Consider the following 25959-nt stretch of genomic DNA (forward strand, 5'->3'; position numbering starts at 1 on the left):
AAAGAGCTAAGTTGAGGATGAAGAGGGCATCACTTCTGTCGGGTGCTTCGCCGTACAAGCTCCTGAGCCAGAACGCCCGAGATGATCAGGGCGAAGCCCCAACCCTTACTCACGGCCATGATTACACCGCCCACGCCCACCACGGCTGTCGCTGCGGACTCCCAGCGCAACTGACCGCCCATGCGTCGACGCCGTGCCGGGCGTCGTGCAGCCGGATGACGCGGAGGCCGGCAGACTCGGCGACAGGTTGGGGGACGCCGGCCCGGCACCAACCAGAGTCGGCCTTGGAAACGAAGTAGGCACGCGGCGCAGGGGAAGGCAACATTGCTGCGTGAGTCAGGAGCAAAGGGCAGGCGGATTGATGGCAGCGCTCCGCGACGCGGAGTCGGAGTCATGGTCTTGCAGAGCTGCCGCAGGCAGGCAGCTTGCGGCGATTGCAGGCCAAGAAGAAGTCGAGTCGGTCCTTGAACGGCTTCTTTTGGACCCTCACGACACTGGAGTCACGCAAGAAACGGCGGAGGCACTGCTGCAACGACGGGATCTTGTTGGTCTGCGCACCGTTCTTGCGGCGCTGTCCCGGGCTGAGGCGTGGGAGACTGCTGACCAGCTCGACGGCGAGGTGTACAACCACCAAAGCTGGATGATCGCCGATGGCCGGCTGGACCAGTTCGTGCAGCAACTCGAAGCACTCACAGCCGACGAGGACGCTGGCGTCCGCGGGGAGGCTTTGCGGTTCCTCGGGAGGGAGTCGATTGGCTGACACCAGCGGCTGACACCAACAACCGCGAACAGTGGCGATCGGCGCCGGACCTCAGCGGACGATCGCTCAAGGCAGGAAGCCGGTTGATGGGTGTCCTCGGCCCCTTGTGATCGACCTGATAAGGATGAGGCCAGACTTCAAAGCGGATTCCTAGACCGTCGCCCGCCGGACCTGGTAATTCCAGCGTGTGAGCGACCGGACGACGGTCTCGGCGCCAATGGGGGTTGGCGCTGTGCACGTAGACCGTGCCGATTCGGAAAGGCCGCCCGCTGAAAGCTGCTTCTTCCAGGAGGGTCACCACTGGCAAGATGCTGTCGTCGCCGCCGAGGTCGTGGTCGAGCCACAGTTCATCGATCAAGCTGTCGCGGTGCTCTTGCAGGAGCTTGACACCTTCGCCGCTGCTGCGCGCGATCCGCGTGGTCCAAGGCAGTGGCCGGAGATCGTCTATGCCAAGGATGACCGGCGACGGTACGGGCGACTCTTCTTTCATTCGACCATCATCACCGCACGGCCACCGCTGTGCCCCCTCGGCAACTCACGTGATCATGGCCACGGCTCGTGCCACAAGCGTGCCAGTTCCAGCGGGGAACGACGGTGGCCGGCGGGTGGCTGTTCCCGCGTCCACCGACGTAGGAGCTTCGCAGGTCAGAACAGCATTGCCTCACCTCGCTCCTAAAGGGGTGATCGACGGCAGCCGCACGTCCTACCGGTGCGCCGCCGATCAGGAGTAGAACCCCCGGCCGTATTCCTCAGGTGCGACGGTGAAGTCGTCTGGGCGATCACGGCGCAGTTCCTCATACCGGGCCGCGAACACGTCGATGGCTTCGTGAATCGTGCAGCCCAGCGCGTCGCGGATCGTCTTGAGCGCGCACACGATCCGGCGATCGAGGATGTCGCGGTCGACGCTTGCCGGCAATGCAGTCACGGGGCCTCCGAAGCAGTTGTACAGCAGCGGAGTACAGCAACCACCGCAACCGTAGTCAACTGATATCGGTCCCAGATGGCCAAGTGGCCAGCCCAGCACACTTCAAAGACCAGCCCGCCCATAGTTCGCATCGAGAGACAGTCCGACGGAAGGACTGAACGGGGCGTCGTCAACTGGCGACGGCGCCCCCGGAGCGTGACTCGGTCATCGAGGCTCCGCCGACCGCGGTTTACCGCCTCTGGCAAGCTCTGCCATTGTGGTCGTCGCCGAGGAGGAGTACGCGCGGGGGTGGAACTGGACTTCCCGCCGGTCTTCAACGGTGTCGACTACCTCGCCAGCGCCGTGGATCTCCTCACCGCCAACCCCGTCGGACCGCGCGAACTGGAGTACGCGGTGCTCCACATCCATGCGGCCGCCGAAGTCCTGTTCAAGGCCCGGCTCCAGCAGGAGCACTGGAGCCTGGTCTTCGACGATCCGCGCCGGGCCACCCGCAGGTCCTTCGAGTCCGGGAACTTCACGAGTTGCACTAGCAGCGACACCGTCACCCGGTTCAGGGAGATCGCCCAGATCACCCTCGACGTCGACGATCAGAACGTCCTCAAGTGCCTGGGATCAGACCGCAATGCCCTCCACCATTACGGCCTCACGCACAATGCCCGCGCCGTGGAGTCCCGGGCCGGGCAGGCACTGCACTTCCTTGACCGCTTCCTCGGAGACGAACTCCTGCCGCAGATGGATGAGGAGGAAATGCGTTCGTTTCCCTGGACCTTGCGACGGAAGATCAATAAGGGGCTGGGGAGCATACGCGCCTACCGCACTGAGCGCGGGAAGCGGCTGCGCGGCACCCTCAAGGGTGTGGCGACCTGAACACTCCGCTGCCACGAGTGCGGTGAACTGGTCCTCGTTGTGCTGGACCGCTGCCACTTCTGCCGCTTTCCTGTTGGGCATTTCCTCCCCGAGCATGTGGCCGACACGTACCTGGCGTACCGCTATTGGGACCCGCAGAAACCGATCAGTGAATGCCCCCGCTGCGCACGGCGGACCCTGGTCCAAGGCATTGTCACCGCTGCCAGCAGCCCGCCGGCGCCCTTCTGTTTCAGCTGCGCCGCCCCCGCACCCGGAACCGAAGCCGGCGAGCCGACGGCTACAGCGGAAAGCCGAGCGTGACCGTGATCGAACCCACCCCGAGGGCCCCTCAGTGTCCTGCGCCGTGGCTCGCGGCCCGCAGCCCGTGGCCATACGGCTTCTTAGCTGGCCTCTGCGACGCGTCTCGGTTCTGGGACCTGCATGACCATCTGTCTCTGAGCAGATTGGCCAAGTGTCGGCAACGGGTGAAATGAGGGCCACGGGCGGTGGATCAAAAGCGGGAGCTTCGTTGCGTCCGGTCGCGCCCTCCCGGCATCGACACACCGCCGTGACCTGCACACTCACGAGATCATTGCGACCTTGTAATCCCCCCTGGGAGGCGCTCCACTCGGCCTCGGACACCTCCTCCGGAGCCGCTTTGCGTGAGTGACGGGTACCGCTCACCGGCCAGACCGGCGAGGGCGGCGCCCCGCCGTTCGGCCAGGGCAGCCTGCACCGTCTCAGTGGTGTCGCTCGTCTGTTCCGATCCCCCGGTGACGAGTCCACCGCGCCGGTTCCTTCACCCGTCGTGGGCTCGCCGGTCGGATGCCGGCCGACGGGGAGGGGACGTGAGCGAGATCAGCATGCCGGACGGGTGGGGGACAGTACGCTGAGTCCAGCGGGATCGGGCCCGCAGCACAGCGTCCGGGAGGTGCTTCATGACGGCCGAGATGGTGGCCCCGGCGTGGATGCATGAGCAGATCACGGCGGAGGAGTACGAGTCCTGGTCCGAGGAACAGTGCGCCGGCATCGAGATCGTGGACGGGATGGTCGTCGTGAGTCCGAGCGCGTCCAAGCGGCACAACCGGCTGGCCCGGATTCTGGCGAATGCCCTGGATACCGCCGCGGGCCCGGAGTGGAACGCCGACACGGACTTCGACGTCCGGCTTCAGGACGTCCCGCTCACCAATCGCCGCCCGGACGTCGTCGTGTACCGCGCAGACACGATCGACATCACCCCCACCCGCCCTGAGCACGTGCTGCTGGTCGCGGAGGTGGTGTCGCCAGGCTCGGAGACCACCGACCGGATCGTGAAGGTCGACCAGTACGCCAAAGCAGGCATCGGCTTCTACTGGCGGATTGAGCAGGCCGCGACAGGCGTCCCTCTCGTGTACACCTACGTTCTCGACCCCGCGACGAAGACCTACCGGGAGGGAGACGTGTTCACCGGCGTCCTCAAGGTAGCGGCCCCCTTCCCGGTGGAGATCGACCTCGGCCAGCTCTGACCACGCCCTGCTCAGCAGTCGGCAGCGCGTGAGCGATGCGTGAGCGGACGGCCCGGTACAGGGCGGCATGAGCCGGATCAAGTGGCTCGCCGTGCCGTTCCGACCAGGGGAAACAGCACGGCGCGGCAGCGCCAGGCACCCCCCGGCAAGGATTCGATCCCACTCCTGAAGCGGGTGTCGCAGGTTCGAATCCTGCCGGGGGCGCAGAGAGAAGGGCACCTACGGATGGCCGTAGGTGCCCTTTTGCGTCCAGGTCTGCCGACCGGCTCACCCGGTGGACACGACACGGGCGCCAGGGGCCTGGCGGATGTCGACCCGGGTCTGACTGCCTCGTCAACGCCGTGGAGGTACCGGCGTCCCTCGCCCCGACCCTGGCCTCCAGGCCGCGAAGGCTGCTTCCACCAAGGCGTCCCAGAATCACGACGACACCCTGCTACCGATCGACCGGATCGCCGCGGACCGCAACGGGTCCCGCGAACAGAGGCCCCCGTCGTTACTGAAGCCATTGGGCCGTTCGAAGGAGTCGACGCAGTGAGACAGCCAAGAGTGTCACGGACCGTCAGCCGCTTCTCCCCGCTCTCAGCGTGCTTCCAAGCTAGGACAGGGCCGGCGCCCAGGCCCCTCCCCCGTATCAATGGCCCATACAAGGGAGAGTTACGGATATATCCGCATTTAGTAATGTGAATCGTGTCCTTGGTCTGGTGTCGCCGTGGAGGGCCACAGTGTGGGGCATCGGCACCGAGCCGGGAATTACGGATTGCACGCCCGGCCCCAACCAGGGGTCCGTGTGCACGAACGTGAGGTGACAGATTCATGTCTGTTTCTCGTACGACGATCCGTCTGATCGCCACCTGTGTGGCTTCGGGCGCACTCATCGGCGCAGCCGCCATGCCGGCCCTGGCCGCCGGAGCCGGCCACGACCGCGACAACGGGAGGGGTTACTCGCACAGTCACAGGAGCGACCACGACCACGACGGCCACTTCCGCGACCATGACCGGGACCGGGACCATGGCCGGGGCTGGGACCGCGACCGCGACCGGCGCTGGGACCGGGGCCGCGACCGGGACCGGGGCGTGCACCACGGCTGGTACAGCGACCGGCACCGGGATCAGGACCGCTACCTCCGCCACCGCTAGCCCGCCTTGCCGGCCCTCCAGGGAAGCGGCGCGACGATATCGCCGTCAGTGACCGATCCGTGGAGAGCTACGGATCAGAGGGCTTCTGACATCCGCGGCTGACATCAACGAGGCCGGACGGCGGCATCCACCAGCACTCCCGCACGACCGTCGGTCCAGCCGCCGACGACCCCAGGAATGGGCGTGGATCGAACTCCTTGAAGCGGGTGTCGCAGGTTCGAATCCTGCCGGGGCACCAGGCATGAGGCCCCGGACCGATCTTGGTCCGGGGCCTTTGACAGACCTGCGCTGTACGGTCCGCGCCGTGGCCGAGAGACCGACTTCGAACTGGCGCAGGTGCATAGCCGAGGAGGCCGCGGAGCTTGCCGCCGGCACCCTGGATCCCGACTGCGCGTGCATGGTCGAGCTGTTCCCCGAAGAGCTCCTGTTGGAGACCGATGCTGTCCTCGACGTGCTCGACGCCGAGTTGTCCACGCTCGCCGAAGGGGACGACGAACGGATCTTCGCCGCAGTGGAGCGTGTCGTCCTGGCCCTGAAGGCCGTGAACGCGGCTCACGACGAATGCGCCTTCGAAACCGACGAGCGCGGGCAGTTGTGCGCCTACATCGATGAGGCGCTCACCGAGCAGGGAGTCGACGTCGCAGCCCTGACCGCCAGGCGCGGGCCGCAAAGGTTCACCGGCCTGGGAGTGTGCCTTCCGTTGGCTGAGCAGACGTTCGGGAAAAGTCGCGCGAGGGAACTGTCGAAGGAACGCAGCGCATCACCCGCCGGCGGATGAGCCTTGTCGTCGGGAGAGGGCCAACCTGCGTCGCTCTCGGTCGATCTCGGTGACGACCACCGTGATCTTGTCGCCGACCTGGACGACATCTGATGGAGTCTTCACGGGTGTCCAGGCGAGCTCTCGCAGGTGAACCAGTCCCTCGATTCCGTCGGCGACCTGGACGAAGACGCCGAACGGGATCAGCTTGGTGACCTGGCCAGGCAGTTTCTGCCCCACCGCAATGGTGTCGGCGAATGCCTGAAAAGGGTCCGGCTGTGTGGCTTTCAAGGAAAGTCTGGCCTCCAGGTTCCACGTGTCGAACTGGAGGAACTCGCATGAGACGCGTTGCCCGACCTGCACGACGTCGGAGGCTGCCTCGAAACGTCGCCAGGACAGTTCAGCGAAGGAGATGAACCCGACGCCTGGGAAGACCGGGTGGTCGGGTCCGTCGTCCAGCGCCACGAACACACCGAACCGTTCGATCGCTGTCACGGTGCCGGAAAGGAACTCACCGAGGTGCAGTGATTCCAGGAATGCCCAGAGTTCCGGGTTCTCAGACGGTCCACCCATCATGCTCCCAGCCTTCCACGGGGAACTGCGCACTGGGTGGGAAGTGCGCTCACGCCGCGGTCCTGAGGTAGCGGCGGCCATGTGCGGAGTCGGTGCCACCGTTGCTTGGAGCGCTGGGTCTGCGGCGGTGCTCCGTGCCCGTGCACCGGGTTGGACGTGGGCCGGCCCTGAGCTGATCACGGGACTGACCGTGTCGTACGGCATCCATGCCTGACTGTGGTCGATCGACCGGTCAGGTTGCCGCGACGCGCATCGAGACGGTGCCGGGTGCGGCAGGGCGTCGACCGATCAGGCAGCCGCAGGTCACGGCCGCCGGTGACCAGTTGTCGGCCCCTGATCGCGCCCGCCGCCTACGGCCCGCCGTCGAAGAAGCCGGACTTCAGGTCCGCGATGGTGGCGTCGAGTGCATGCCCACTGACAATGAACGGTCCGCTCCAGGGCGCGCTGAGTGCGAAGAGCAACGCCAGGCTCAGCCCGACCACGCTCGCAACACCTACGATCAGCAGTGAAGTTCGCAGGCTGCTGCGGAAGACCAGCGCGCCGGAGTTCACGATCAAGGCCACTCCACTGACCACAAGCGTGACGACGTAGAGCGCGGGAACTTCGCGCGAGGCGGCCGCGACGCGGGCGCGACGACTAGTGGTGACGCCGTCGAGGGAAACCACCAGCTCCGTGCCTGTCGTGGTTCCCACCTCGGGCCGGGCCGCCTCGGTGCGCACACTCCGCTCCAGCCGTGCGATCGCGCGAGCGGTGGCCGGGTCGTCACCGGACGCCGCTGCTGCACCCGCCCACTCCCTGGCACGCGTGGTCTGCAAGTAGTCCAGCAGTGCCGCATGGATCGGCTCCGACGGGACTTGGGGACTTGTCGCCGCCCATGCCAGGCGGGAGGCCGCGGCTGCCTCGTCGCTCACCAGCCCCTCGGCTGCGCGCAGGTAGCCGGCCTCGCTGGCCAGTGAGAGCGCCGCGAAGATCGCGAAGGCAGCTCCGAGTGTCGGCATCAGGGGCGTGGCGATCTGCGGCACCCGATCCCGTTCCTCGACCGGCACGAGCATCCGGACGCCGACCCGCGCGACGGCCGCGACCAGTAAGGCGAGCAAGAGCCCGCCCACAACCAGCACCACCGCCGGCAGCGAGGTCAACCAGTTCACCACATCACCTACAGCGCGTTCCCGCGAGCGCCCCACGGCGGCGGTACATCGGCCCCGCGACCTGGAGCTCCTCGTCGATCACTCTTAATGAACGCTCCATGATCACAGGCCGAAGACCTGTGACGGTCGCGACGCCCGGCACGGCATCTCTTTTAGTTGGCCAAACAGCCGAATACGGCCCCAGTACCGTGAGAGCGGCCGATCCCGGAAGGAGCACGCACCGAGCGTTCGCCAGGTCAGCCCCCGAACTGGCCTCGAGTGCCCGCAGCTTCCCAAGCTGAGGTGCCAGGCACGTCGGCGCAGTAAAAGCCGTAGGGTTCCGTCCATGGTGACTGCGACTGTCCGCGAGTGGTACGACGAGGAAGGGTGGGGCGTTCTCGACTCCCCGGACACCCCCGGCGGCTGCTTCGGCCACTACGCCGACATCCAGGCGACCGGCTTCCGCACGCTGTCACCCGGACAGCAGGTCGACCTCGCGTGGGAAGCCCCCGGCTTCAAGCAGGACGGGTACGACTACCGAGCGGTGAGCATCGTCCCTCGGCCTGCCTGACATCCGCGGCTGACATCAACGACGGCGTACGCCCACGGTCCCCGGCGGTCCGCTACGCCACCGCACCCTTTACCGCAGCATGCAGTACCCCCCCCCGTTGATCGAACTCCTAAAGCGGTGTCGCAGGTTCGAATCCTGCCCGGGGCACCAGGCAAAAGGCGCCGGACCGATCTTGGGCCGGAGCCTTTGACATCTACTTCTGACGCGGGGAGCGCCCTGAGGAGGGTGGCGGTGCCTTGGCGGCCGGATCATGTCGCCGTGGACGGCCGGCCCCTGCTTGAGATAGCGGGCGGGGCTCGCCCGACAGCGCGGAGACGAACGGCACCGTGACCCGCTCGGGCCGTGCGAGGCCAGGGCTTCCACGGCGCCGCCCCCCACCACTCCTCACATCGCCCACGAAGCCCGATCACGCCGAGTGAGACCCCGTGGCGGTCGACGGCTGCTTCCGTGCCCAGCCGCGGCGTCGGCCGGCCGGCGCTCGGGCGGGTGTCCGGTCCCGCCTCTCCTCATCTGACGGGTTCTGGCTCCTACTTGACGTCGGCTGCCTGCCAAATGTGCTGCAGAGCCCTTGACGTCGGCGATCCCGCGGGCTTGTAATCGCCATCGAACCGGTTCGCGAACCGGTTCGACAAGGGACCACAGGCCCCCGTCGGTCTGAGAGGTGAGCAGTGAACATCGGCGAAATCGCCAAACGAGCCGGGGTGTCACGCAGCACCGTGTCGTACGTGCTGAGCGGCAAGCGCCCGGTGTCGGAAGAGGTCAGGGCTCGGGTCGAGCGGGTCATCAAGGAGTCGGGATACCGGCCGAGTGCCACCGCACGCGCGCTGGCCCAGGGCTCCACAAGAGCCTTCGGTCTGGTGATCCCTCCGATGGGAGGCCATCTCAGCATCGACCAGTTGCACTTCGTCGGTTCCGTCGCCGAGGCCGCGGCCGATCACGACTACGACGTCCTGCTGTCGCCCAGTGGTCGCGAGGAGGCCTTCGACCGCATGCTCGGCGAGCGCCGGGTGGACGGTGTGATCGTGATGGAGACCGTGCTGCACGATGCCCGGGTGGTGCGGCTGCTGGAGCAGTCGATGCCGTGCGTCACCATCGGTCGTACCGGCAGCGACGCGGAACACGGTTGGGTGGATCTGGACTATGCCGGGCTGGTGACCACGGCCGTGGAGCGGCTGGCGGAGCTCGGGCATCGCAGGATCGCCCTGGTGAACCGCCCGCAGGCGCTCCTGGACCGTGAGTACGGTCCTGCCTACCGCGCGCTGGATGCCTTCGAGAAGACCGTGGTCGAGCTCGGGCTGCAAGGACGGGCGGTGTGCTGTGAGGACGAGCAGTCCGCCGGACAGGAGTGCGCCCGGGCGCTGCTGGAAGAAGATCCCACTCTCACCGCCTTGGTGACGATCAACGAACGGTCGCTGGCGGGCGTCCTGCGGGGCCTTCGGCAGGCCGGTCTGCGCCTGCCCGAGGACTTCTCGCTGGTGGCCGTCACCTCTCAGGACAATGCGTGCGGTCTCAGTCCTCAGGTCACCGCCGCCGACGTTCCCACCGCCGAGATGGGGCGCCGGGCCGTCGAGGCGCTGCACAAGGCGGTGACCGGCCCGGCCACGTCGTTCGATCATGTGCTGCTCCGGCCTGACCTGGTCGAACGCGGCACCCTGGGGCCCGCGCCCGGCCCCGGCAGCGTGCACCCGCGCTGAAGCCTCGTGTCCCGAGGCCGAGCCGCCGAGCCTCGGGACACGCCCTCATATCCCGCAGTCCGCAGTCCTGGCTCACAGTCCTGGCCCGCGGTCATGGCCAGCGTTCACACCCCGCGCGCATCTCAACCGCGCTGACACCGGCATCAGGTCCCCGCCTGTTCCGGCCCCGTCTTCGGCCGGCACTCCCCAGCCGGTCGCACCCCGCCGTCACCGTACGGTCCCTCGTCTGCCCCGCGTCGGCCGTGCACACCGCCCGCACCGTCCGTGCATCCACTCATTCCTGGAGCCGCCATGCCCACCCATGTCAGATCCCGCCGCCCCCGCTCGTTCGTCCCCCTGACGGCGCTGCTCGCCGCAGCCGGTCTCGTACTGACCGCCTGCGGCGGAAGCTCTTCGTCCGACTCGGCGGGGGGAAAGACGATCACCCTGACCGAGATGGACTACTACAACACGGAGCCGCTGCACAGCGCGCTGCCCAAGCAGCTCAAGGAGTGCGGCGACAAGGCCGGGGTCACCGTCAAGCGGCAGGTGGTGCCGGAACTGCGGACCAAGCTGATGCAGTTGGCCGGCAGCCGGGCGATACCGGATCTGGTCCTGCTCGACAATCCCGACCTGCAGCAGCTCGCCGCCACCGGGGCCCTTGCCGACCTCGGCGCGGCCGGTCTGAGCACGGACGGGCTGTACCCGAACATCGTCGCCGCGGGTCAGTACCAGGGGAAGCTGTATGGGGTGGCGCCCGGTGTGAACCAGTTGGCGCTGTACTACAACACGGCGATGTTCAAGAAGGCGGGCGTCGAACCACCGCGTACTTGGGACGAGTTGCGTACGGCGGCCAAGAAGCTGACCGACGGCGAGAAGGTGCGCGGTGTCGGTTTCGCGGTGCCGGCCACGGAAGAGGGCAGTTTCCAGTTCGAGTCCTTCTTCTTCGGCTCGGGTGCTTCGCTGAAGAAGCTCGACTCGCCGCAGGCCGTGGCGGCGCTGCAACTGCTCAAGGACCTGGTCGCCTCCGGTGCGGCGCCCAAGGACGTGCTCAGCTGGACGCAGGCGAACGTCGAGGAGCAGTTCGCGAACGGTTCTCTGGCCATGATGGTCAACGGCCCTTGGCAGCTGCCCCAGTTGCAGAAGGCGGGGATGAAGGACTTCGGCATCGTGCCGGTTCCCGCCCCGGCCGGCGGGACGTCCTCGAGCGCCCTGGGCGGCGAGGTGTGGGCGGCCGGCAACAACGGCGACAAGGCCCGCAAGGCGGCCGAGGTCATCAAGTGCATGGTGTCGAAGGACAACAGCCTGGCCTGGGCGAAACTCACCAACTACGTGCCGTCCGACGAGTCGGCGGCCGCTGAACTGGCCTCCTCGGTACCGGAGATGAAGACGTTCGTGAAGACCATCGGCACGGCCAGGGGCCGGACGGCGGAACTCGGAGCGGACTACCCGAAGTACTCGCAGGCCATGTGGACGGCCGTGCAGGCGGCGCTGTCGAGCGGCAAGTCGCCGGCGGCGGCCCTGGCCGAGGCTCAGCGCGAGGCGACGCGATGAGGACCGCGGCCGCGGCCGGATGCCGGCCCGGGGCAGGGCCCGGGCCCGGGGTCGGGCCCTGGGTCGGGGTCGGGGTCGGGCCCGGGGTCGGGCCCGGGGTCGGGGTCGGGCCCGGGGTCGGGGCAGAGGCCGGGCCCGGGGCAGGGAGGAGGTAGCGGTGGCGCTGGCAGTCTCCAAGGACGCCCCCGCCGGGTCCGGCGGCGGGCCGTCGCCGCGGCCGCCCGGGCCTGCCGCCTGGTCGGCGCGGAGCCGGCGGCTGGGCCTGGGATTCGTCGTGCCGGTCGTCGTGTTCGTCGCGGTGTTCTACCTGTATCCGCTGGGCCGTAACGTCGTGCTGTCGTTCCAGGACTACGGCATCAAGTCCCTCTACAGCGGCAAGGCCCCCTTCAACGGCCTCGACAACTACACGAAGCTGCTGAGCGATCCGGTTTTCCACACGGCCGCGGTCAACACGCTGGTGTTCGTCGCGGGTTCGCTCTTCTTCCAGTTCACCATCGGTCTGGGGCTCGCGGAGTTCTTCCACCGTGCCTTTCCGCTGAGCCAGTTGCTGCGCGCGCTGCTGCTGATCCCGTGGCTGCTGCCGCTGGTGGTCTCCGGCACGCTGTTCCGCTGGATGCTCGACACCAGCAACGGTGTCGTCAACCAGATCCTGCTCAACCTGCACCTCGTCCAGCATCCGGTGCCGTGGCTCAACGACCCCGGCACCGCGATGACCGCCGTGCTGATCTGCAACGTCTGGATCGGTGTGCCGTTCAACATGGTCATCCTCTACGGCGGTCTGCAGGCCGTCCCGGCGGAGCTGTACGAGGCGGCCGCCCTGGACGGCGCCGGACGGCGCCAGCAGTTCCGCCACATCACGCTGCCGCAGCTCAGGCCGGTGATCGGCGTCGTGCTGACGCTCGGTCTGATCTACACGCTCAAGGTCTTCGACGTGATCTGGGTGATGACCAAGGGCGGACCGGCCAACGCCACCCACACCGTCACCACCTACGCCTACCAGCTGTCCTTCGGCGGGCTGGCGGAATTCGGGCTCGGTGCGGCGGCGGGAAACCTGCTCATCGTGGTGGCCGCCGTCTTCGCGCTGTTCTATCTGCGCTCGCTACGTGCCGAAGCGGAGAACCACTGACATGACTGTCCACGCCCCCGTCCGGGCCGGCGCGGCCCTCGCCCACAGCGCACGCCGTGCGCGCCGTGTGCGCCGGCGCCGGTCCCTGCCGTCCTGGATCAAGACCACGGCCGGTGTCGCCATCGTCGCGGTCATGTTGTTTCCGCTCTACTGGATGGTGAACGCCTCCTTCCAGACCAATCAGCAGCTGGCCCGGCGCTCCCCGCACTGGCTGCCGTGGGGCGGCACCCTCAGCGGCTACCGGGACGCGCTGTCCCAGCAGGGCGGCCACCTGCTGGCCTCCTTGGTCATCGCGGCCGGTGCCACCCTCCTGACCCTGGCCGTCGCCGCCCCGGCCGCCTACGCCCTGGCGCTGCTGCGCACAGCGGGCGGCAGAACGCTGCTGAGCGTGCTGCTCGTGGTCCAGCTCGTGCCGGGCATCGTGATGGCCAACGCCCTGTACCGGATCTTCGCCTCCGCGGGAATCCTCGACTCGGCGCCGGCCCTGATCCTCGCGGACGCCACCCTCGCCGTGCCCTTCGCCGTGCTGATTCTGCGGGCCTTCATGACAACGGGCATTCCACGTTCGGTGCTGGAAGCGGCATCGCTGGACGGCGCGGGCACCGTAGGTGCCTTCTGCCGGATCGTGCTGCCCATGTCCCGCAACGCGCTGATCACGTCCGGGCTGTTCGCGTTCCTCTTCGCCTGGGGCGACTTCCTGTTCGCCACCACCCTCAACCTCAACTCCACCACCTGGAAGCCCATCACGGTGGGCCTGTACGACTACATCGGCGCCGGCACCAACACCACCAGCTGGAACTCGGTGATGGCCACGGCCGTCATCTCCTCCCTGCCCGCCGCCCTGTTGCTGGTCATCGCCCAGCGGCATGTGGCAGCCGGTCTCGTCGGCGGCGCGGTCAAGGACTGACCTCAAGGACTGGTCTCAAGGACTGACCTCAAGGACTGGCCGCGCCGTCCGGTGGGTGCCACGCGATACCGCCGTCTTCCGCTCCACCCCGCTCTGTCGAAAGGAGCAGTGTGTCCCTGCCCGACACCACCACACCGCCCGTCCCGCCGGCCCCCCAGGCAGCCGACCACCTCATCCCCGCGCCCGTCCCCGATATCCCCGGTGCCCCCGATGTTCCCGATGTTCCCGATGCCGAGGCCTGCCGGCTCGAGTTCGGTGACGCCGAGCACGTCGTCCGGGTGGAGCCCTGGGGCCCCGACAGCGTCCGGGTGCGGGCGGCCCGTCACCGGATCCGCGACGACCTGCCCGGAGCCCTGGGCGCTTCGCCCGCCGCCGCCGACGCGCGTGTGCACACGGACACGTCCGGCACCAGGATCCTCACCGTCGGACGCCTGCGGGTGGAGCTGTCGCCGCAGGGGCGGCTGCGTTTCGCGCGCACCGAGGACGGGGCGGAGCTGCTGCGCGAGGACGTGGGGCATTTCGCGTGGCCCGGCCCGCGCCAGTTCACCCCGGCCGGTGACCACGGCTGCCGGATCGACCAGCGGTTCGCCTCCTACGACGGGGAGCGCTTCTTCGGTCTTGGCCAGCACTCGCACGGGCGCCTCGACCACAAGCACATGGTGATCGATCTCGTGCAGCGCAACGGCGAGGTCACCATCCCCTTCACCCTCTCCTCCCGCGGCTACGGCCTGCTGTGGAACCAGCCGGCCGTCGGGCGGGTGGAACTGGCCGCCAACCAGACGCGCTGGGTCGCCGACGCCGCCGAACAGATCGACTACTGGATCACCACTCACCCCACACCGGCCGGCATCATGCACCACTACGCCGACGCCACCGGGCACGCTCCCGTGCTGCCGGAATGGGCCCTCGGCCTGTGGCAGTCCCGGCTGCGCTACCGCACCCAGGACGAACTGCTGGAGGTGGCCCGCGCCTACCAGCGGCGGGGCCTGCCGTTGTCGGTCATCGCCGTCGACTACTTCCACTGGCCGCACCTGGGCGACTGGCGCTTCGACGAGGCCGACTGGCCCGACCCGGCCGGCATGGTGGCCGAGCTCGAGAGCATGGGGGTACGGCCGCTCCTGTCGGTCTGGCCGTCCGTCAGTGTCCTGAGCGAGAACTACGCCCGCATGCGCGACGAGCGGCTGCTGGTCGGCACCGAGCAGGGCCAGCCGTTCCAGCACGTCTTCCCCGACGGCCAGTTCGCCGGCGAGCCCCTGCCGGTGACCTTCTACGACCCGACCGACGAACGGGCCCGCGACTTCGTGTGGAGCCGGGTCAAGCGCAACTACTTCGACCTCGGCTTCCGGCTGTGGTGGCTGGACGCGTGCGAACCGGAGCTGTTCCCCGAGCAGTTCGGCAACCTGCGCTACGCGGCGGGCCCCGGCCGCGCGGTCGCCAACCTCTACCCGCGCGAACACGTCCGGGGCTTCTACGAGCACACGCGCGCCGCGGGTGAAGAAGTCCCGGTGAGTCTGGTGCGTTCCGCCTGGGCCGGCAGCCAGGCCTACGGGGCCGCCCTGTGGTCCGGCGACATCCCGGCCACGTTCGGGGCCCTTGCCTCGCAGATACGCGCCGGGCTGAGCGCCGGGCTGAGCGGCATCCCGTGGTGGACCACCGACATCGGCGGATTCCACGGCGGCGACCCGGACGACCCCGACTACCGTGAACTGGTCGTCCGCTGGTTCCAGTTCGCCGTCTTCTGCCCTGTGCTGCGCATGCACGGCCACCGCGAGCCGCGCGACAGCTTCGCCGCCGGTCACAGCGGCGGCCCCAACGAACTGTGGTCGTACGGCGAGGAGGCCTACGCGATCCTCACCGGTCAACTCCGCCTGCGCCAGGATCTGCGTCCCTACCTGCATCAGCAGATGGCCGCGGCCAGCGCCAGCGGCGCCCCTGTCATCCGCCCCCTGTTCTTCGACTTCCCCGACGACCCCATTGCCTGGACGGTCGAGGACCAGTTCCTGTGCGGCCCCGACCTGCTCGTCGCCCCCGTCGCCCGGCTGGGCGAGCGCCGCCGCCAGGTCTACCTGCCCGCGGGTGCCGACTGGATCGACACGGCCGGCCACCACCTCCACCCGGGCGGCCGGACGGTCACCGCCGACGCACCGCTCGACCGCATCCCGGTCTTCGTGCGCGACGGCTCCCCCATCGCCGCTGCGTTCGCCCACTGAAGCAGGCCGCCGCTCAGGCGGCCGTCCCCCGGAGCCGCCCCAGCCCACCGGGCTGCGGACAAAGAAGGGACACCCCATGTCACACCCCCTGCATTCGCCACCAACCAGAACGCTCCTGGCCGGACCGCACCCGGCCGCACCGCACCCGCCCACACCGCACCCGGCCACACCGCACCCGGCCGCACCGCACCCGGCCCGCGGCACCGGCATCCGCCGCCGCGGCGGACTCGCCGCGCTGCTCGCCTCGCTCGCCCTGCTCGTCCCCGGCGGCCAGCTGGCCGCAACCGCACCGGCTCACGCCGACGGACAGGCCATCACCGTCGACCTGGGCACCACCCAGGGCGCTGCCACCGGTGTCGGGAGCGGCTTTCTGTACGGGCTGAGCGAGGACGGGAGCGGCCCTGACGACAGCCTGCTGGCCCCGCTCGCCCCCCGCTCGGCGCGTGGGGGCGGCGCCCGTCTCGACGGCGGCGGATGGGTCGGCGACAACTACAGCCCCGGCAGCGGCTACACCCGCCGCCTCAACTCGGCACTCGCCCAGGCCCGCAGGCTCACCACGCCGCCTTACGCCGGCACCTACGACCTGCTCGTCAGTGACATCTGGGGTGCCGACACCACCCAGCCCGCCGCCACCGTCTATCCCTGCACCGGCGGCGACTGCGGCAACTGGCGGACCTTCCTGCGCCGACTGGCCGCCGATGTCGCCGCCTCCGGAGTCAAGGTCCGCTACGACATCTGGAACGAGCCCACCGGCGCGTTCTTCCCACCTGGCTTCAACACCACGCAGTACTACCAGATGTGGGACACCGCGGTACGTGAACTGCGGGCCGCCGCGCCGCAGTCGGTGATCGTGGGCCCCTCCCTGTGGGACTTCAGCCCCAACAACGTCTCCCCCTTCCTCGACCACACCAAAGCCGCCGGTACGGTTCCCGACGTCATCAACTGGCACTTCAGCGGCACGCCCGTCTCCGACGCCCAGACCATGCGCTCCCTGCTCGACTCCAAGGGGCTGGGCGGACTGCCGCTGTCGATGAACGAATACCTCCACGGCGATGAGCAGCATGCCGGCTATCAGGCCTGGTACCTGGCCCAGTTGGCGAAGTCCGGCGTCGATTCCGCCTCCCACGCCATCTGGGACGACTGCTGTGCGGCGGGGACTCTCGACGGCGTCCTGGTCCGCAGCAACGGTGTGCTGCGGCCGACCGGCCAGTGGTGGGTCTACAAGGGCTACGCCGACATGACCGGCTCACGGGCACAGGTCGGTACGCAGGGCACGCTCGATGCCCTCGCCACCGTCGATCCCGTGCGCAAGAGAGCCTCGGTGCTGGCCGCGGGAACCTCCGGCGTCCCGTCAGCGGATCTCACCATCAACGGCCTGACCAGCCCGGCACTGTCCGGCGGCAGCGGCGTCACCGTCACCGTCCAGCGCATCCCCGACCAGGCGCCCCTCGACCAACCCGTCACCGTCAGCAGTCAGACCGTTCCGGCCGGAACCGACAGCGTGCGCCTGTCGCTCGCCGGAGCGGCCGCCCAGGATGCCTTCCTCGTCACCGTCGTCCCCGCCGGCCAGGGCAGCACGACCGTCGACGCCGCCGTGACGGGCAGCGGATCGGACTACTTCCAGTACGGAACGAACTGGGGACAGACCAACGGCGTGAGCGACATGTACGACGCCACCGCCAACTGGAGCTATGTGCCCGGCTCGACGGCGCTGCTGCACTTCACGGGCCGGCAGGTGACCCTGCGGGCCGTCCGCGACACCGACCAAGGGCGCATGTACGTCAGCGTCGACGGCTCGGCCCCCGTGACGGTGGACAACTACGCGTCCGGGCGGGCGGCTTCGTCGAGTGTGTGGACCAGTCCGCAACTGCCGGCCGGACCCCACACCGTCGTGGTCACCGTCGCACCCGACATCAACCCCGCCAGCAGCGGGCGCAACATCGCCCTGGACAGCGCTGTGATCCAGAAGTGATCGCGCCGCCGGTCCCGCGGCCCGGCGCGGGACCGGCTGCCGGCGTCGGCGTCGGCGTCGGCGTCGGCGTCGGCGTCGGCGTCGGCGGAGCCTCCCCGAAAGCCCTGGCACGGCCTCGCCGACGTTCGAACCCGTACACCACGTCCAAGGCCGCAACCCTGCGCGGCGTCCGTCGGGAGGACCGCCCGAGCAGGTGGGGACCCCGCGGCTATCCGCGTCGTGTACACGGACGACCATGTGATCGCCATGGCGCGCGGCATGCCGAAGGCAGCCGCATGCGATGTCAGCGCAAGGGCGCAGTGCAGCTCAAGGGCCGGAACACCGCGACGAATCAGTCTTCGTCGTCCGACGAGGAGCCCCGGCGCACGGAGAACACCAGGAGCGCGACCAGAGCGAGGATGACCAGGACCGCGACCACGCCCCAGATTCCGGACACCCAACCCGCGCTTGTGTCACGCTTGAGAGGCGACAGGCCACCGGGTCCCACGGCGAGGACCCCACGCCCCGCATCCCACGGATTCATGGCCGTAGCGTATTGCTGCCCACGATCTGCCGCCAGGGAGCAGGCGTGCGTGCCTCCAGCTCGGCCTCGGTCGCATACGCGCTCGCCCAAAGCGATCTGATGTGGATTTGACCTCTCGATAAGGCCAAATCGCGCCCTACTGCGATTTGGTCAGGCTCGCTCACACTCGAAAACATGGGGGCGACCGGCGATCGTGACGAGCACTTGTGCCAGCGCTGCGGGGAGGTCGGGCCGACGGTACGCAGTCGGGGGCGCATTGATCTCATGGCTGCGTTGTGCGACGGCTGTTGGAATCGGTTCGCCAACGAAGCGGCCGTCGAATGCCGGAGCGGGTCTCCTCGGCACGGGGAATCCGTCAGAGTCGCACGACGACCAGAGCGATGTCGTCGGGGGCTCCGCCGGACAGGCCGAGGCAAGCCAGCAGTGCGTCGGCCACGGCCTCCGGGGCGAGGGTGGCGCAGCGGCCGAGGGCGTCGGTGAGGCGTTTCAGGCCCGCCTCGATGTCCTCGCCGCGGCGTTCGATCAGCCCGTCGGTGTACAGCACGAGGGTGTCGCCGGGGGCGTAGGACAAGTCCGCCTGGGGGCGGGAGACGTGCTCGGGGCGGGCGCCCAGGGGCGGATCGGTGGCCTGGTCCAGCAGTTCGCAGGCCCCGTCCGGGTGCACCAGGATCGCCGGGGGATGACCCGCACTGCTGTAGACGATCAGGCGGCTGTGGGGATCCACCACCGCCTTGATCACGGTCGTGTTCAGCGCGCCCTCCACCGACCGGGCGTACAGCCCCAGCGCCTCCACCACCAGGGCCGGCCGCTCCAGCGCCCGGGTCGCGGCGCTCAGTGCGCTGCGCAGCATGCCCATGACGGCTGCGGCCTCCAGGCCGTGCCCGACCACGTCACCGACCGCCACCGCGAAACGACTGTCGGAAAGGTCGACCACGTCGTACCAGTCGCCACAGACGTTCAGCGATCCCGTCGCGGGCAGATAACGCACCGCGATGTCCTGGTGGTGGCCCAGGTCCGGCGACTGGAGCATCGCCTCCTGGAGGGTGACGGCCACCTGACGTTCGCGGTCGTGGGACTGGCGCAGCTCCTCGTTGAGGCGCTGCAGCTCGCGGGCCCGCGCGTACAGCTCGGCCTCCAGCGCCTCCCGCTCGGTCAGCTGCGCTGCCGGCGGCCGCTTACCGGCGGCGCGGGCCTTGACGAACGCGGTCACGTCCTCCACCCGGTGAATGATCCACCGCACCGTGCCGTCCGGAGCGAGGATCGGTGTGTTGATCGGCGACCACCACCGCTCCTCGAACGCCCCTGGCCGCCCCGCGACAGGGATGTCGTACTTCTGCAGGGCCATCGTGTCCGGCTTCCGCGAGACCAGGACCCGGTGCAGGGAGGCGTTCAGGTTGCGGACCCCGTCGGCCTCGGGATCGGTCGGATTGTCCGGGAAGGCGTCGAAGACGTGCTGACCGAGCAGGTCCTCCCTGGTGCGGCCGGTCGCCTCCAGATAGGCCCGGTTGACCTCCACGATCGTCAGGTCCGGGCCCAGCACCAGATACGGACTCGGCGTGGCCGCGAACAGCGCAGCGTAATCCATCCCCGCCATCGCCCTCCGCCTCTACGACCTGTCCCTCATCCCCTCACGCTACGGCTCGCCCCAGCCGGATGCCTGCGCACCGAGGCCGGCAACCGCGCCGCCGGCCTTTTCCCACGGCAGCGCCCGACGCCTCGCGGTGGGCCCCACCCGGCGGAGCCCCCGGCCGCACGGCCGACAGGCTCCGGCGCGGTCGGAAAGAGGACGGGTCACGGTCATTCCGGCTCGGCGAGCTCGGCAGGCTCGGTGGGCTCAGCAGGCTCGGCCGGCTCGGGGCGCTCGAAGTACTGGGAGAGTCCGCCGGCCGTGAAACACAGCGCCCCGACGAGGGTCCCCCAGTTGGCGATGGCGGTGTTGAGCTCGCTGCCGGTCGCCGGGCGGGTGAATGCGGCCAGGGCCGAGACCAGGAAGAGCCATGAGCCGAACTGGTTGATCGCGACGATCCACCAGCCGAGGCTTCGCGCCCGCAGACAGGGCCACGGCCATGGCCATCCATGGCAGATCTCGCCGAAGGCGAGGTGCCCGGACACGAGGAAGAGGGCGCAGCCGATCAGGTCCGGGGTCCAGATCAGCCGGTTGACCTGCTGGACGCTGAGCCCTTGCAGGAAGGAGTCGAGGAGGTTGACGCCGAAGACGAGCGTTCCGGCGAACAGGACGAAGGCGCTCAGCCAGTCGATGCGCTGGGGTTCGTAGCTCCACCATCTCCACTCGCAGGTCAGCAGAGCGCCGTGGTCGCCGCGGCGAGGCGTGTTGATCGCCTGCAACAGCGACGCGTAGCCGCCGGCGGTGAAGAACAGGCCCCCGGCGAAGTAGACCGAGGCGCTCGTCGTGGCGCTGCCGGAGCCCAACTGGGAGAGGCCGGCACCGAGAGCGAACAGAAGCCCGCCGATGCAGAAGGAGACGGCCGCGACGGAATTCAGCCTGCGCAGCCGTGCGAGCGACACGGGGTCCGCGGTGCGCGGGCGTCCCTCGGCAGCACCTTCGGCACGCACGGTCAACGTGCCGCGCCTACGCGCGGCCCGCGACTCCCAGACCGCCGTACCGCCCCCGGGAAGAGCCCAGGTGAGCCGCGTGGTGAACGGCCCCACGCCCTCTTCGTGCCGGTCGGACCGACCTGTCGTCATGGCCGTTCCGCGGTGTCATCCGTGCCCTGGGAGGTCCGCGGCCGGCGATGGCGGAGGCTTGCCGCCTCGTCCCTGCCGTCCGCAGGCCGACGGGGCCGGTGGCCCGTCCACAGAGGCGTACTCGGCTTTGTCGATCATGTTCCGCCCCGGCCTTCCGTGATCGGCGGTGTCCTCCCCGGCCTCACCAGATCGGCGACGAGCGCCGCCGGACTCACCACGCGTCCCGGCGGGCGCCTGTCCATCGTGCGGACCGGCGGGTACGTGTCCGGAGAACGGGGCCGGAACCCGGATGAGGGCGTCTACCGCGCGCCGTACCGGGCGCCCCGCGAGCAACACGGCCACCGTAAGTCCGGGGCGCCCGTGGCGCGATGCGAGGCGCTTTACGAGGCGAGGGCCAGGATCGCACCAGGTCCCGGCGCCGCGGGTCCCGGCTCCTGGGCGTACGCGGTCGCAGTCGCGGTGGCGGGGCAGCACGTTCCGAGATGCGCTCACTCGTACCCGCTGGATACGCTCGCTGAGTGATCGGGGGGCATCGGCCCAGGGCCGGGCGCGCGGCCGCCCACCACTCCCACCCCGTCCACCGGATACGAAGGCTGTCCACCGGACACGAAGGCTGTCCACCCGACACGAAGGCTTCCGCAGTCAAACCTCTGCAGTGCTCACGCCTCCATGGGAGGAAGGTTGCGATGAGGTTCATCCGCATGCGTACGGCAAAGGCCACCGCGACAGCTCTGGTCGCCATCCCGCTCGCGCTGGGAGGTCTGGCGTCGCAGAGCCACGCGCAGGACGCCTCCCCCAGCCCGTCGGGGACGTTCGGTCCCGGCTGCTCGGCGCTCGCCCAGAAGGCCAACACGGCCAAGGACAAGGTCGTAGAGGCTGCGGCCGCATATCCGCAGCTCAGTCATCTGGTCTCCGCCGCGGTCAGGGCGAAGCTGAGCGGCGCCCTCGACGGGAAACCCGACATCACCATCTTCGCTCCCAACGACCAGGCCTTCCAAAAGGCGTCCGTGTCGCAGCTCGCCTCACTGCTCGGCAATCCGGGGCAGCTGAAGAAGGTGCTGACCTACCACGTCGTGGACCGGCGGATCACCCCGGACCAACTCTCCAAGGGCTCCTTCACGACGGTGGAAGGCGGCAAACTGACCACGTCGGGCTCGGGCACCGACTTCAAGGTCAACGGCAAGGCGAACATCGTCTGCGGCAACATCAGGGCCGCGAACGCCACCATCTACGTCATTGACACGGTCCTCCAGCCCCCGTCCTGACTCACGGCTCCCGTTCCCGGCACGGGGCGCGTTCTTCCTGGCCAGGACGTCCGCCGGGTTCGTCGGGCGTTGAGAGACGAGGTCACCATGGCGCCATCCATGCGCGCGCTCGTAGCCGGAACGGTCGGCGAACCGGCCGATGTCCTGCGGCTGGAATCCCGGCCCGTTCCCACACCGGAGGCCGGTCAGGCGCTGATCCGCGTGACGGCGACTCCGATTCACGCCAGCGACCTGCACGTGCTGCGTGGCCGCTACGGCTTCTCCCCCGCTTTTCCCACTGTCGGGGGGCACATGGAATGCGTGGGCCGTATCGAGGCCCTGGGACCGGGCACCGAGGGACTGAAGGTCGGCGAGCGCGTGGTGGCCGTCGCCGTCCCGGCGGTGCCCGGGCCGCCGGTGGCCGGTACCTGGCAGGAATACCTTGTCGCCGACCAGCACAGGCTCCTGCCGGTCCCCGACAGTCTGAGCGACTCCAGCGCCTGTCAGCTCGCCGTCAACCCGTTGACCGCGCTGCTCCTGGTCACCCGCGAACTCGACGTACAGCCGGGTGAATGGCTGTTGCAGACGGCCGCGGGCTCCACCGTCGGCCGGCTCGTCATCCAGCTCGCCAGGCATCTGGGGATTCCCACGATCAACGTGGTGCGGCGGCGCGCTGCCGTCGAGGAGATCAAAGCGCTCGGCGGTGACGAGGTCATCTGCACCGAGGACGAGGACCTGGTGGCGCGGGTGGCCGAGATCGCGGGACCGGCCGGCGTACGCAAGGCCACCGACTGCGTCGCGGGCCCCGTGGGCGCCCAGGTGTCCCAGGCACTGGCTCCGGGAGGAGAGGTCGTGGTCTACGGCGCGCTCTCCACCCACCGGCAGACCGACCCGGCGGCGCTGACGATCCCGCTGCAGGCCCGCTCGGTCATCTACGAGACCAAAGTGGTCCGTGGCTTCTGGCTCAACCGCTGGTTCGGCACCGCTTCACCTGCGCAGGCGCTGCGCGCACTGTCCGAGGTTCGTGGTCTGGTCACCGACGGAGTGATGACCATCCCCCAAGGCCGGCCCTTCCCGCTCGAACGCTTCGCTGAAGCCATCGAGTTCGCCGAAGCACCCGCACACGCCGCGAAACCGCTCTTCGTCTTCGACGATGGCCAGGGCTGAGACAACAGTTGAGACGCGGCCCGGCCTGGCGTCGGGATCGGTGCAGATATCGGTGCAGGTACCGGCACCGGTGTCGAGCGACACGGAGCGCGCCGTGGGCGGTGTCCGGCCTGTTGGTGCTGCGGCCCGTCAGGGGCGGATCGGCGGCAGCTTCCGGCGCTTCCGGCCGCCGCGACCGTTCCGGAACGGGTCCGGGGCACGCGCCACCAGGGTGTAGCCCACCACGCTGAGTACGGCGCAACAGATGGCGAGGATGAGACCGAGCGGCTGGCGGTCTCCGGCCAAGGAGGCCACCGCGCGTATCAACTGCCCCAGCCCGAGGGCGAGTCCGCCCCACCCCACGAGGGTGCCGGCGTGTCTGCGGCGCTGCCGCCGGACGAACCACGCCCCCAGAGCAAGGCAGATGGCACCACTGACGCCGAAGACCATCGCATTGATCATTCCCGCCTCCGAGCAGAAGCGTACCGATCGAGGAGCGTTCAGGAGCCGACCGGTCGAGTGCTGGAGATACGGGGCCGGAGTGCCGGACCGGTGGGCCTGCGGGGGGGGGCGCCGGACCGGTGGGCGGCCGAGGCGGGGTGGGCTTTTGGCGAGGGGGTGAGTGCCTGGCCGTTGGGTGCTGGGCCCGGTGGGTCTATCGTCGGAATCATGGGCCAGGACGAGGAGGGCGGGCCGGTGATGCCGCAGGACGACGCCGTGATCGGCTGCACGGGACTGATACTCATCGGAACCCGTGGTTCCGTCGGCCCCGGCGAAGTCCTGGTACGGGTCCGAGGCGGCTCCGAGACCTTCCTCGCCTGGTCGGAGGATCCCCTGCCGGAGGGCGCCACGGTGCTCGTGATCGAATCACGTGGATGCCGCGAAGTCGGCGTCATCGAGTGGGTGGATCCATTGGACGCGCTCGGCAACAGTGCCGAGGCCGGCTGAGGAGTACAAGCATGTTCGGATACCGCGTACCCGCTCCCGACGAGGCGATGTTGATCTCGGGGGGCAGGCGGGGACTGGGGGGCGCGCCGTTCCGAGTGGTGACGGGGCACGGCAAGTTCGTGCTGCCGGTCTTCCGGAAGGTCCGGTTCCTCACGCTGTCCATGTGTGAGTCCGAGGTCACCGAGACCTGTGTGACCAAGCAGGGCATCGCGTTGCACGTGCGCGCGGTCATCGCCTTCAAGGTCGGCAACGACAACGAAAGCATCATCAACGCCGGCCAGCGTTTCCTCTCCGACCAGGAGCAGATGTCCGTGCTCACCGGCCGGATCTTCGCCGGCCACCTGCGGGCCATCATCGGTTCGATGACGGTCGAGGAGATCGTCACCGAGCGGCAGAAGCTCGCCGCTGAGGTCCTGGACACGTCGAAGACGGAGATGGCGAAGATCGGCCTGATCGTCGACTCGCTGCAGATCCAGTCGATCGACGACGGCGACGTCGGCTACATCGACGCGATGTCGGCCCCGCACAAGGCGGCCATCCAGCGGCAGGCGCAGATCGCCCAGGCGCAGGCCACGCAGGCCTCGGTCGAGGCGGAGCAGGTGGCGGCCCGTAACCAGGCCGAGTACGCCCGGCAGACCGCGATCGTCAGGGCCGAGTACTCGGCCGAGGTGGACCGCGCCCAGGCGCAGGCCGCGCAGGCCGGGCCGCTGGCGCAGGCGCACGCCCAGCAGGAGGTGCTCGCCGCCCAGACGGAGCTGGCCCTGCGCCAGGCCAAGCTGCGCCAGCAGCAGCTGGTCGCCGAGGTCGTGAAGCCCGCCGAGGCCGAGGCCGAGCGGGTCAGGATCCTCGCGGCCGCCGAGGCGGAGCGGATGACGATCCAGGCCCAGGCGGCGGCGTCGTACGACCGGGTCGCGCTCGACCGGATGCTGATCGACCAGCTCCCGCAGATCGTCAAGGAGGCCGCCGGGGGCCTCGCCGGCGCCAACGTGAACGTCCTCAACGGCGCGGACGGCCTCGGCGAGATCGCCGCCGGCCTGGTGTCCCAGGGCCTGACGATCCTCGATTCGGTCCGGCAGAACCTGAGCGGCCAGGACTCCGACGGCCACCGCCCCGAAAAGAGCGAGGGCAGCGGCAGCGCCCTGCTCCAGCTGCCTTCCAGCAAGGGGCGGAAGTCGGACGACGGTCAGGTGGACGTCGACTAGGAGCGCTCGGCCAGACGCTCGGACAGGCGCTCGGCCAGACGCTCGGACAGCACGCGAGCGGTTCACGCAGGGCATCACGCAGGGCAGGGCAGGAACGCCCGGCCGGGTTCTCCCGGCCGGGCGTTCCTGCGTCACCGCCCTCGATCGGTCGATCACCGTGAGGCGCTGGTCGCGGCCCCCACAGCGCCAAGAACCCCTTGGAGCACGAGTGTTACGTTCCTCCGGCGTCCGCCCCCGTAGGGTTCGGGACCATGGTGACGGCGACCGTTCGTGAGTGGTACGACGAGGAGGGGTGGGGCGTTCTCGACTCCCCCGAGACTCCCGGTGGGTGCTGGGGGCACTTCTCCCACATCCAGATGGCGGGGTTCCGCACCCTGACCGCGGGGCAGCGGGTGGAACTCGACTGGGAGGATCCCGGGTTCAGGCAGGACGGCTACCCTTACCGCGCGGTGAACATCGTGCCGAGGTGACCGCGGGTCCCGTTCGATTTCTTTACGCACTCCTGACGCCTGCCCCCGCATCCCGGGGAGCCCGGCCGGTGTCCTCT

General features: G+C 69.2%; 24 protein-coding genes and 1 pseudogene. 18 read left to right on the plus strand and 7 right to left on the minus strand.

The window, feature by feature from the left end; translation table 11 throughout:
• The first annotated feature begins 331 nt into the window (after nt 1–331).
• Nucleotides 332–760, plus strand: coding sequence for a hypothetical protein (locus ABZ642_RS19750; protein WP_360486006.1), 429 nt, complete (start codon nt 332–334; stop codon nt 758–760).
• On the opposite strand, the gene ABZ642_RS19755 is transcribed toward ABZ642_RS19750, so the two are convergent.
• Both ABZ642_RS19755 and ABZ642_RS19760 read right to left on the minus strand, forming a co-directional pair.
• A complete protein-coding gene (locus tag ABZ642_RS19755; protein WP_360485262.1) occupies nt 690–1250 on the minus strand; it encodes a cyclic-phosphate processing receiver domain-containing protein in 561 nt (186 codons plus the stop codon). The genes ABZ642_RS19750 and ABZ642_RS19755 overlap by 71 nt on opposite strands.
• 231 nt (nt 1251–1481) lie before the next feature.
• Nucleotides 1482–1685: a hypothetical protein gene (locus tag ABZ642_RS19760; RefSeq protein WP_360485265.1), complete on the minus strand. Its 204-nt coding sequence runs from the start codon at nt 1683–1685 to the stop codon at nt 1482–1484.
• Nucleotides 1686–1973: 288 nt separating this feature from the next.
• Between ABZ642_RS19760 and ABZ642_RS19765 the strand changes: the two genes are divergently transcribed.
• From ABZ642_RS19765 to ABZ642_RS19785, 5 genes and pseudogenes are all read left to right on the plus strand, one after another.
• A complete protein-coding gene (locus ABZ642_RS19765) occupies nt 1974–2552 on the plus strand; it encodes a hypothetical protein (RefSeq protein ID WP_360485268.1) in 579 nt (192 codons plus the stop codon).
• Nucleotides 2553–3469: 917 nt separating this feature from the next.
• Nucleotides 3470–4036 (plus strand): Uma2 family endonuclease, encoded by a 567-nt coding sequence (locus ABZ642_RS19770; RefSeq protein WP_360485271.1) that lies wholly within the window; start codon nt 3470–3472, stop codon nt 4034–4036.
• A gap of 338 nt (nt 4037–4374) precedes the next feature.
• Nucleotides 4375–4499 (plus strand): annotated as a pseudogene (locus ABZ642_RS19775) (IS5/IS1182 family transposase); the annotation flags it as partial.
• Between the two features lie 350 nt (nt 4500–4849).
• Nucleotides 4850–5173: a hypothetical protein gene (locus ABZ642_RS19780; RefSeq protein WP_360485274.1), complete on the plus strand. Its 324-nt coding sequence runs from the start codon at nt 4850–4852 to the stop codon at nt 5171–5173.
• Between the two features lie 304 nt (nt 5174–5477).
• Nucleotides 5478–5951, plus strand: a complete 474-nt coding sequence (locus ABZ642_RS19785; RefSeq protein WP_360485277.1) for a hypothetical protein — start codon at nt 5478–5480, stop codon at nt 5949–5951.
• Here the strand turns inward: ABZ642_RS19785 and ABZ642_RS19790 are convergent.
• Nucleotides 5934–6506: a S1 RNA-binding domain-containing protein gene (locus ABZ642_RS19790; protein WP_360485280.1), complete on the minus strand. Its 573-nt coding sequence runs from the start codon at nt 6504–6506 to the stop codon at nt 5934–5936. The genes ABZ642_RS19785 and ABZ642_RS19790 overlap by 18 nt on opposite strands.
• Nucleotides 6507–6853: 347 nt before the next feature.
• Nucleotides 6854–7651, minus strand: a complete 798-nt coding sequence (locus tag ABZ642_RS19795; protein WP_360485283.1) for a hypothetical protein — start codon at nt 7649–7651, stop codon at nt 6854–6856.
• A gap of 325 nt (nt 7652–7976) precedes the next feature.
• On the opposite strand from ABZ642_RS19795, the gene ABZ642_RS19800 reads away from it, so the two are divergent.
• From ABZ642_RS19800 to ABZ642_RS19830, 7 genes are all read left to right on the plus strand, one after another.
• The gene (locus ABZ642_RS19800; protein WP_360485286.1) at nt 7977–8201 is read left to right on the plus strand and encodes a cold shock domain-containing protein; all 225 of its coding nucleotides are present in this window, start codon (nt 7977–7979) and stop codon (nt 8199–8201) included.
• Nucleotides 8202–8869: 668 nt separating this feature from the next.
• Complete coding sequence (locus ABZ642_RS19805) at nt 8870–9895, plus strand: LacI family DNA-binding transcriptional regulator (protein ID WP_360485288.1); 1026 nt, start codon at nt 8870–8872, stop codon at nt 9893–9895.
• Between the two features lie 291 nt (nt 9896–10186).
• Nucleotides 10187–11428 (plus strand): ABC transporter substrate-binding protein, encoded by a 1242-nt coding sequence (locus tag ABZ642_RS19810; RefSeq protein ID WP_360485291.1) that lies wholly within the window; start codon nt 10187–10189, stop codon nt 11426–11428.
• 157 nt (nt 11429–11585) lie between these two features.
• The gene (locus ABZ642_RS19815) at nt 11586–12554 is read left to right on the plus strand and encodes a sugar ABC transporter permease (RefSeq protein WP_360485294.1); all 969 of its coding nucleotides are present in this window, start codon (nt 11586–11588) and stop codon (nt 12552–12554) included.
• A gap of 133 nt (nt 12555–12687) precedes the next feature.
• Complete coding sequence (locus ABZ642_RS19820) at nt 12688–13461, plus strand: carbohydrate ABC transporter permease (RefSeq protein WP_360485954.1); 774 nt, start codon at nt 12688–12690, stop codon at nt 13459–13461.
• A 110-nt stretch (nt 13462–13571) separates the two neighbouring features.
• Nucleotides 13572–15671: a TIM-barrel domain-containing protein gene (locus ABZ642_RS19825; protein WP_360485297.1), complete on the plus strand. Its 2100-nt coding sequence runs from the start codon at nt 13572–13574 to the stop codon at nt 15669–15671.
• 76 nt (nt 15672–15747) lie between these two features.
• Nucleotides 15748–17643 (plus strand): beta-xylosidase, encoded by a 1896-nt coding sequence (locus ABZ642_RS19830; protein ID WP_360485300.1) that lies wholly within the window; start codon nt 15748–15750, stop codon nt 17641–17643.
• 878 nt (nt 17644–18521) lie between these two features.
• On the opposite strand, the gene ABZ642_RS19835 is transcribed toward ABZ642_RS19830, so the two are convergent.
• Together ABZ642_RS19835 and ABZ642_RS19840 are read right to left on the minus strand one after the other, a co-directional pair.
• Complete coding sequence (locus tag ABZ642_RS19835) at nt 18522–19760, minus strand: SpoIIE family protein phosphatase (protein WP_360485303.1); 1239 nt, start codon at nt 19758–19760, stop codon at nt 18522–18524.
• Between the two features lie 203 nt (nt 19761–19963).
• Nucleotides 19964–20872, minus strand: coding sequence for a hypothetical protein (locus ABZ642_RS19840; RefSeq protein ID WP_360485306.1), 909 nt, complete (start codon nt 20870–20872; stop codon nt 19964–19966).
• A gap of 701 nt (nt 20873–21573) precedes the next feature.
• Between ABZ642_RS19840 and ABZ642_RS19845 the strand changes: the two genes are divergently transcribed.
• A complete protein-coding gene (locus ABZ642_RS19845; protein WP_360485309.1) occupies nt 21574–22137 on the plus strand; it encodes a fasciclin domain-containing protein in 564 nt (187 codons plus the stop codon).
• A 99-nt stretch (nt 22138–22236) separates the two neighbouring features.
• A complete protein-coding gene (locus tag ABZ642_RS19850) occupies nt 22237–23283 on the plus strand; it encodes a zinc-dependent alcohol dehydrogenase family protein (RefSeq protein ID WP_360485312.1) in 1047 nt (348 codons plus the stop codon).
• Between the two features lie 129 nt (nt 23284–23412).
• Here the strand turns inward: ABZ642_RS19850 and ABZ642_RS19855 are convergent, their stop codons facing one another.
• Nucleotides 23413–23724 (minus strand): hypothetical protein, encoded by a 312-nt coding sequence (locus ABZ642_RS19855; RefSeq protein WP_360485315.1) that lies wholly within the window; start codon nt 23722–23724, stop codon nt 23413–23415.
• A gap of 237 nt (nt 23725–23961) precedes the next feature.
• On the opposite strand from ABZ642_RS19855, the gene ABZ642_RS19860 reads away from it, so the two are divergent.
• The 3 genes from ABZ642_RS19860 (at nt 23962) to ABZ642_RS19870 (ending at nt 25882) form a co-directional block, all read left to right on the plus strand.
• Nucleotides 23962–24210, plus strand: coding sequence for a hypothetical protein (locus tag ABZ642_RS19860; RefSeq protein WP_360485957.1), 249 nt, complete (start codon nt 23962–23964; stop codon nt 24208–24210).
• An 11-nt stretch (nt 24211–24221) separates the two neighbouring features.
• Complete coding sequence (locus ABZ642_RS19865) at nt 24222–25412, plus strand: SPFH domain-containing protein (protein ID WP_360485317.1); 1191 nt, start codon at nt 24222–24224, stop codon at nt 25410–25412.
• Nucleotides 25413–25663: 251 nt separating this feature from the next.
• Nucleotides 25664–25882 carry a cold shock domain-containing protein gene (locus ABZ642_RS19870; RefSeq protein ID WP_360485319.1) on the plus strand — a complete coding sequence of 73 codons (219 nt, stop codon included), beginning with the start codon at nt 25664–25666 and terminating at the stop codon, nt 25880–25882.
• The last annotated feature ends 77 nt before the right edge of the window (nt 25883–25959 follow it).

The organism is Streptomyces sp. NPDC007157 (genome assembly GCF_040634235.1).
Lineage (GTDB): Bacteria > Actinomycetota > Actinomycetes > Streptomycetales > Streptomycetaceae > Streptomyces.